Source organism: Streptomyces spiralis, from assembly GCF_014654675.1.
GTDB lineage: Bacteria > Actinomycetota > Actinomycetes > Streptomycetales > Streptomycetaceae > Streptomyces > Streptomyces spiralis.
Genome location: NZ_BNBC01000038.1, coordinates 22,912 through 30,096 on the forward strand (window position 1 = coordinate 22,912; position 7,185 = coordinate 30,096).

Below are 7,185 nucleotides of genomic sequence, written 5' to 3' on the forward strand. Positions count from 1 at the left end.
GGGGCCTGCCTTCGGCGGTGAGGGTGCCGCCCGGGAAGCGTGCATGAAACGCCCAGCGTGTCTTATGCAGCGGTCAAGCCGAGTTCCCGGTCGGTAGGTGCAGATGGAGTTCGTAGCCGCCGTCCGCCGTGTGTCCGGATGTGATGGTGCCGCCGAGGAGTTCGGCGCGTTGACGCAGGCCGACGAGGCCGTGGTGGGTGCTGGGCAGGGGGAGCGCCGGCCGGGTGCCGGCGGTGTTGGTGACGGTGGTGTGGACGGCATTGTCCCGGTGGCGGACGCAGACCGTCGCGGTGGCGCCGGGGGCGTGTTTACGGACGTTGGTCAGGGCTTCCTGGACGGTACGGTAGACGGCGCGCTGCACGGTGGGCGGGAGGTCCTCGGCAAGGTCTGCCTCCAGCTTCGCCTCGATGCCGCTGTTGTCGACCAGATCCTGCAGGTCGGCGAGGGACGGCTGAGGGGTGAGTTCCGTGGGGCGGCTGCCGGAGGCGCGCAGGACGCTGACCATGTGCCGGAGTTCGTCGAGAGTCTGCACGCTGAGCCGCCGGATCGTGGCTGCGGCCTGCCGGCTCGCGGCGTCCTTGCTGCCCACCTGGAGTGCTCCGGCCTGGACGGCGATGAGGCTGACCTGGTGGGAGACCACGTCGTGCATCTCCCGGGCGAGCTGTGCGCGCTCCTTGGCCAGGATGCTCTGGGCGGCCAGCAGCCGCTCGTGCTCGCGTGCCTCGGTGATCTCGGCGAGTCGCAGGGACAGTTCGCGGCGGGCTTGCACGAGTTGGCCGAGGAACACGGGTGCGGCCGCGGTGGCCAGGGTGTAGCTGAGGTGGAAGAGGTTGTCGGTCCGGGCGAATTCGGTCGTCTTCAGCGACGACCACGGCCAGGGCAGGTAGTCGGTGATGGCGTAGGCCAGGGCACAGCCGGCCAGCAGGATGCGATCACGGCTGAGCGAGGAGAGTGTGTACAGCGCGGCCATGGTGGCGAACACCGCGTCGGTGACCAGAGCCGTGGGCAGCGTGAGCATGAACGTGGCCAGCGGCAGGCGGCGGCGCAGCGCGAGAGCGAGGGCGGCGAGCAGGGCCCAGCCCATGGCCGCCCGCGCGTCGGTGTCGACGTGGACCCAGATGTCTGCCAGCGAGGCCAGGACGAGGCCGGCGTCCAGCAGCAAAGCGGGCGGTCGTCGGGGTTTCATCGGGTGTCCCCGTCCTGCTGCGGTGTGAGCAGACCTGCGCGTTCGGCGATCAGGGCCGCCTGGACGCGGCTGCTGACCCGGAGCTTGCCGAGCAGGGTGCTGACGTGGCCCTTGACCGTGCCGGTGCTCAGGTGCAGCCGCTGGCCGATGTCGGTGTTGGCCAGCCCCTCGGCCATCAGGACGAGGACGGCACGCTCGCGCTCGGTCAGCCGGGCGGTGAGGCGGGCGGCGGATTCGTGTACGCCCTGGTCGAGATAGCCGTCCACCACCGTGCGGGTGATCTTGGACGAAAGTACCGTACCGCCCTCGGCCAGGGCCCTCACCAGGTACGGCAGTTGCTCGGGATCGGTGTCCTTGAGCAGGAATCCGGCGGCGCCCGAACGCAGCGCCGCCGCCACGTACTCGTCGGTGTCGAACGTGGTGAGCATGGCCACCACCGGAGGGTCCGGCATGCGGCGGAGGTCGGCCAGGACCGTGAGGCCGTCCACGTCCGGCATCCGGATGTCCAGCAGCACGACGTCAGGGCATGACTCACGCACCGTTCGGACGGCCTGGCCGCCCGGGACCGCTGCGACGACCTCGATGTCCTCGGCCGCGTTGAGGATGTGGGTGAAGCCCCTGCGGACCAGGGCCTCGTCGTCGACCACCAGTACCCGGATCACGTGCGCTCCGCTCGTCGCATGCCCTGCGTTCGATGCGTATCACACCGGGGGCCGTCCTTCGGGGGGTTCGAGGTGATTCCCGCCGATTGGCGGCGCTTGCCCCTCAGCCGGTCGGCGGGGGTGGTTTCGGCCGGTCGGCGGGGTGCCTTCGGACACCCGCCACGTGAGCCGCGGCGGGTGTCCGGCAAAGCCTGAGGCATGACGCAGAACGCATCACTCGCCGTGCCGACACAGCTGACCAGCGGCCGTGGCGCGGATCGCCGCCCTGCCCCCGCCGGCAGGCCTTCGACGGGGCGGCTGATCGGCATAGACCTGGCTCGTGGGCTCGCGGTCTTCGGCATGTACTCCGCCCATGTCGGTCCCGACGTGACGGTGGGCGGCCCGGTGGGCTTCCTCCTGGAGACGGCGCGGGGCCGCTCCTCCGCCCTCTTCGCGCTGCTCGCGGGCTTCTCCCTGGTGATCATCACCGGTCGTCCGCAGCCCCGTACCGGGACGGCCGGACGGCAGGCGGTGGCCAGAATCATGATCCGCGCCGTCGTCCTCGTGGTCCTCGGCTACGCCCTGACCGCGTTGGACACCGGGGTCGACGTGATCCTCAGCTTCTACGGACTGCTCTTCCTGGTGGTCCTCCCTCTCCATCGGCTGCGGGCCAGGACGCTCGCCCTCACTGCCGGCGCGGGCGCGTTGATCCTGCCCCAGGTTCTCTACGTGGCCCAGAGAGCGATCGAGGCCGGCACCTGGGCGGACACCGTCACCACGCGAGACCCGCTGGCCCGCATCACCGGCACGGGCGGCATCATGGAACTGATGTTCACCGGTGGGTATCCGGTTCTCACCTGGATGCCGTTCCTGCTCGCCGGCATGGCAGTGGCGCGCCTCGATCTCGGCCGCCCAGGCATCCGGTCCCGACTGGCCCTCGCCGGCGGGGCACTCGCTCTGATCGGCTACGGCGGCTCCTGGCTCGCCCTGCGCTTGGTCCCGCACGCCCTTGCCACCGTCGCGGCTGCCACGGACAGCGGCTCGGCAGCCTCGGCCTGGTGGTCCGACGCCGTCGGCGATCCGGACGGCCACACCCCTCCCGCCTGGCTGCTGGTGGCCGCACCCCACAGCCAGACGACGTTCTCCATACTCGGGAACACCGGTACTGCCCTCGCAGTGCTGGCCGCATGTCTGACCGTCGCCGACCGTCTGCCGCGGCTCATGCGCATGGCGAGGCCGGTCGCAGCGGTCGGCATGACGGCACTGACCGCCTACGTCCTGCATATCGTCGCCCTGTGGCTCCTCGCCGACGTCTGGCACGTGGCCGTGATGGAGGACGGAACCATGGACGCGCTGCCGGTACTCCTCGGCTTCGTCGCGGCCGCCACGCTCCTGGCGACCGTATGGACCCGCAGGTTCCGCCGCGGGCCGCTCGAGCACCTGCTCCATCTGATCACCCTGCCTGCGCGGCACATCCGATAGGACGGGTCGCGCATGGTGCCCCGAGCCCCGGTCACCGACGCGCGGTCGTGCTCCCCTGCACGGTGCCGACGAGCGCGAACACCGCCGCCCGCAGAACGGGCATCACCACGTGGTGCGTCGTCGGACGGAGCTTGGTCGTGACCCGCCCATCACGAGCCACCGCGTGACCCGGTCGGAGGCCGGATCCCTGATGAGTGCCTCGTCCGGGTTTCCCCGGGAGCCGAGAGCTCCGGGCCGGCTCCATCGAACCGGAAGAGACGGACCAGCGTGGAGGTGCGAGACGGCGTGCTCGAATCACACCGATGCGGTCGGGAGGGTGATCCATACGAGGGCGCTGCCGTCGGGGTGGTCGGCTGCCCTGTGGTTGCCCCGGCGGAGCGGGCGATGGCGGCGGTGACGGCCGGCCCGAGGCCGGTGCCGGTGGTGGTGCGGGCTGCGTCGGCCCAGGTGAAACGGTCGAAGGCGTGGGGGAGGGAGCCGGGCGGGAAGCCGGGGCCGCGGTCGCGGACCTGGACGCGGATCTGCCCGTCGTCCGGTTCGGCGGTGACCTCGATGGGGCCGTGGCCGTGCTGCTGGGCGTTGCAGATCAGGTCGGCGACCGCGCGGTCGAGCCGGTCCTCGCAGACTGGGGGCACTGGACCGAAAACTGGGGTGTCAGATCATCTCCGGCTGGATGCGCGGATCGCGGTCGAGGAATTCCTGTTCGGTGTGCAGGGCTCGGTTGCCCGCGAACCGGTCCAGTGCGGCGAGGACCTGTTGCTTGTCGGCGCCGAAGCTCCCGATCGGCCCGATGGTGCGGTAGCCCAGTCGGTGCAGTTCGTCGGACAGGCGTGGATCCTTTGTCGAGGGGAAAGGCACCCCCTGCCGTAAGTGCACCACCAGGAGGTGGTTGGCCGCGTAGACCTGTGTCAGCCGCGGGTTCACCGAACCGGGGCTGGGCCGCAGAACCCCCACGTGCGTGAGGTCCCGCCACGGTATCCGCGAGGTGCCGGTGACGTTCGTCTTCCTGCGCTGCTCAACCCTGATGGCCGAGCGGTCGATGATCAACTCTGTCTCCGACGGCGCCGCCCCGAGGACCAGAGCGGCGATCAGCCCGATCAGCAGTGCGAAGCCGCCGCACCATACAGGGATGGCCCACAGCCAACTCGGATCATGGTTCAGCCATGCGAATAGCCCGGCGAGCCCGGCAAGGGACAGGGAGATGGCCAAGAAGGGCTTCACCATGTTTTGCTTCAACTGCGTCTTCATCTCCGCTCGCGCGCGGCGGAAGCGGACCTCGTCCACCGCGTCGCTCGGCGGTTCGTCGGGTTCGGCTCGGCCTCGCGCCAGTGACAGGCCCGCGGCGGTATCGGTCGCCCGCTGCCGGGGCCGGGGCAGACCACGGGACTGCAGGTCCGCCGCGACGCTTCGGTACACCTCGTCCAGGGTGAGCGGCTGTGGGCTGTCCAGTGCCGCCAGCAGGGCCCCGGTGAAAGCGGTATGGCGCTCACCGGCGAGAGCGTAGGAAGGCGCGTTGGCGCTGCTGGACGTCATCGTGTACGTCCCCGCGATCGACAGCTGGCCGTCCACCAGACCTTCCTCGCCGGTCATCACCTCGATGGCTCGCCCGGAGAAGCAGCAGTCCAGGATGAGGACGCGTGCGGCGGCCGCGCTGCCGCCGAGGTCTTCGCGCAGCAGATCGACGCCCAACGCGCTGTACTTCGGCGCATCGGCCCGAGTGGCGTTCGTCGCCAGGTACAGCCGCCCCCGGTCGTCGACCAGCCCGTGCCCGGCGTAGTAGATGAGCAGCACGTCCGAGGCCTCTGCGGCGGCCTTGCCGATAGCTCGGCCGATGTCGGCGGTCGTACCCGCCGGGTCCGCGACCTCGCAGTACTCGGGCCTGAACACGCCTGTGGCGGTGTGGGTGAGCCGGCGCCACAGGCTCGCGACGTTCTCCCGTACGGCCGGAAGGTCCGCCAGCTCAGGGGACTCCGGGAAATGGCTCACGCCGATCAGCACCGCCCGTGACCGCACCGGGTCGGGGAAGTGGCTCATTGCTGCTGCTCCGTTCCGTCGACCAGCCGTGTGATCTCCCGTATCAGCCCGGGTACGTCGCCCCGGACCAGGTGCGCGTCGACCTCGACACTGCGGCCGTCCGGCCCCTTCACGGTGACCTTCACGTCCGCATGGCGGTGGGTGAGCCACGTGGACAGTGAGCGGGCGAGTACCGCCCCCGCCCCGCCGGAGCCCAGTGCGATGGTGAGCACGTCGAGCAGCCCGCCCATTTCACCGCCGGTCCCCGGGGCGGAGGGCGCAAGGCGCAGCCGCCCGCGAAACTCGTCCTCAAGACGTAGCCAGTCGTACAGCGACTGCAACGCGTCCGGAGCATCGGCCACGGTGATCCGCAGCAACGGATCGACTCCCGCTGTGGTGTCCATGGCCTCATCGTGGCAATCTTGCGGCCGACTCGTCCCGCACTTCAGCCGTTTGCCCGCACGACGACGGCCCCCCGGCCATCTCCGCCCTCAGCGAAGCCCGCTGCACGGGCCGCCAGGCGTACATCCACATCCTCTTCGACGGCCGGCCCACCACCGACGTCCCTCGAACCAGAGGGCCGCGCCCAGTTCGCCACCGCCGTCCTGCCCGGGCCCCACCGGCCCTGGAGGCGGGCCGTCCGTGTAGTGCCGACGACGACCAGGCACAGTGCGAACCGGTTCCCTCCAGGGCAACCGCACGCGTTCCTCAGCGCATGCCGAGGGCGTCGGGGTCGGAAGGCAACGGGCGTGCGTCAGGGCTGAATGTTTTCCAGGTCTTCGAGGAGGCTGGAGTGGGTCGGCTGCCACCCGAGGGCATTGCGGGTGTGGGCGCTGGACGCCGGCTGGTCCATGGCGAAGATCGGGCCGAATGGGCCGAAGTTTTCTTGCGGAACCTCCTTGACCTGCAGGCCCAGTCGCCGGCCGATGACGGTCGCGATGTCGCGCACCGTGTCGCCCTCGTCGGCGACGGCGTGCCAGGATGTCCCGGCCGGGGCCGACTCAAGGACGAGACGGAACAGGACCGCTGCGTCGAGCGCGTGCACGGCCGGCCAGCGCTGGGTGCCGTCGCCCGGGTAGCCGGCCACCCCGGTGCGGCGCGCTGCATCGGCCAACAGGCCGGCGAATCCGCCCTGTCCCTCGTTGTGGACCGTGCGCGGCATGCGGACAGCCGTGCTGCGCAGGCCGCGCGAGGCGAGATCCAGCAGCGCTGTGACCGAATGGCCTCGACCGCCCACGGGTCCGTCGGTCGGCAGTGGATCGGCCTCTGTGGATGCGCGTCCCGGTACCCAGGGTGTGCCAGAGACCGTGACGATCGGGCGGTCGCTTCCGATGAGTTCCTGCCCCAGCGCGGCGAGAGCGGCGCTCTCCTCGGCGATGGCGTGCGCGAGCGCGTCCGGGCTGCTGTAGTCGCGTCCGAACGCGAGGCTGATCACGCCGTCGGACTGTGCAGCGCCGGACCGCAGGACGTCGAGGTCCGCCAGATCTCCTCGCAGCACCTTTGCGCCGGCGCTCTCAAGGGCCTGCGCAGAGCTGTCCGAGCGAGCAAGTGCCAAAACTGTGTGCCCGTTGCCGAGCAGCTCGGTGACGACGGCAGAACCAATGGTGCCGGTACCGCCGGTGACGAAGACGTGCATGAGCTCTCCCTGAAAGTGATGGGACTGTTGTCCCATCACTGACCTTACACAGTGACGGGACCGTTGTCCCATCACTTATTCTGGTCTCATGGCTAGATGGCAACCGGGGGCGACCGAGCGACTCGTCGTTGCGGCGGTCGACCTGTTCAGCGAGCAGGGGTACGACGCCACCACGGTGACGCAGATCGCCGAGCGCGCCGGCGTCACCAAGAGCACCTTCTTCCGCC

The 7,185-nt window shown here is 70.2% G+C and carries 8 protein-coding genes; 2 read left to right on the plus strand and 6 right to left on the minus strand.

The features are described 5' to 3' along the window. Positions 1-73: 73 nt before the first annotated feature. Complete coding sequence (locus tag IE318_RS31360) at positions 74-1,186, minus strand: sensor histidine kinase (RefSeq protein WP_189905778.1); 1,113 nt, start codon at positions 1,184-1,186, stop codon at positions 74-76. Continuing rightward, positions 1,183-1,848 (minus strand): response regulator, encoded by a 666-nt coding sequence (locus tag IE318_RS31365; protein WP_189905780.1) that lies wholly within the window; start codon positions 1,846-1,848, stop codon positions 1,183-1,185. The genes IE318_RS31360 and IE318_RS31365 overlap by 4 nt, the downstream gene beginning before the upstream one ends. A gap of 198 nt (positions 1,849-2,046) precedes the next feature. On the opposite strand from IE318_RS31365, the gene IE318_RS31370 reads away from it, so the two are divergent. Then, positions 2,047-3,309, plus strand: a complete 1,263-nt coding sequence (locus IE318_RS31370) for a DUF418 domain-containing protein (protein ID WP_189905782.1) — start codon at positions 2,047-2,049, stop codon at positions 3,307-3,309. A 149-nt stretch (positions 3,310-3,458) separates the two neighbouring features. Here IE318_RS31370 and IE318_RS46650 read toward each other — a convergent pair whose 3' ends face one another. The 4 genes from IE318_RS46650 to IE318_RS31390 form a co-directional block, all read right to left on the minus strand. Next, positions 3,459-3,944 carry a sensor histidine kinase gene (locus tag IE318_RS46650; RefSeq protein ID WP_189905783.1) on the minus strand — a complete coding sequence of 162 codons (486 nt, stop codon included), beginning with the start codon at positions 3,942-3,944 and terminating at the stop codon, positions 3,459-3,461. Between the two features lie 19 nt (positions 3,945-3,963). Continuing rightward, complete coding sequence (locus tag IE318_RS31380) at positions 3,964-5,343, minus strand: caspase family protein (RefSeq protein WP_189905785.1); 1,380 nt, start codon at positions 5,341-5,343, stop codon at positions 3,964-3,966. Next, positions 5,340-5,726, minus strand: a complete 387-nt coding sequence (locus tag IE318_RS31385) for an effector-associated constant component EACC1 (RefSeq protein ID WP_189905787.1) — start codon at positions 5,724-5,726, stop codon at positions 5,340-5,342. Before IE318_RS31385 ends, IE318_RS31380 begins: the two co-directional genes overlap by 4 nt. Positions 5,727-6,076: 350 nt before the next feature. After that, the gene (locus IE318_RS31390; protein WP_189905789.1) at positions 6,077-6,958 is read right to left on the minus strand and encodes an SDR family oxidoreductase; all 882 of its coding nucleotides are present in this window, start codon (positions 6,956-6,958) and stop codon (positions 6,077-6,079) included. A gap of 88 nt (positions 6,959-7,046) precedes the next feature. On the opposite strand from IE318_RS31390, the gene IE318_RS45395 reads away from it, so the two are divergent. Beyond that, the coding region (locus IE318_RS45395; RefSeq protein ID WP_229903870.1) for a helix-turn-helix domain-containing protein at positions 7,047-7,185 on the plus strand (139 nt) is incomplete at its 3' end.

Coding starts and splice junctions, on each gene's coding strand:
- IE318_RS31360 (WP_189905778.1), bottom strand. CDS start 1,186: ATGAAACCCCGACGACCGCCCGCTTTGCTGCTGGACGCCGGCCTCGTC.
- IE318_RS31370 (WP_189905782.1), top strand. CDS start 2,047: ATGACGCAGAACGCATCACTCGCCGTGCCGACACAGCTGACCAGCGGC.
- IE318_RS31380 (WP_189905785.1), bottom strand. CDS start 5,343: ATGAGCCACTTCCCCGACCCGGTGCGGTCACGGGCGGTGCTGATCGGC.
- IE318_RS31385 (WP_189905787.1), bottom strand. CDS start 5,726: ATGGACACCACAGCGGGAGTCGATCCGTTGCTGCGGATCACCGTGGCC.
- IE318_RS31390 (WP_189905789.1), bottom strand. CDS start 6,958: ATGCACGTCTTCGTCACCGGCGGTACCGGCACCATTGGTTCTGCCGTC.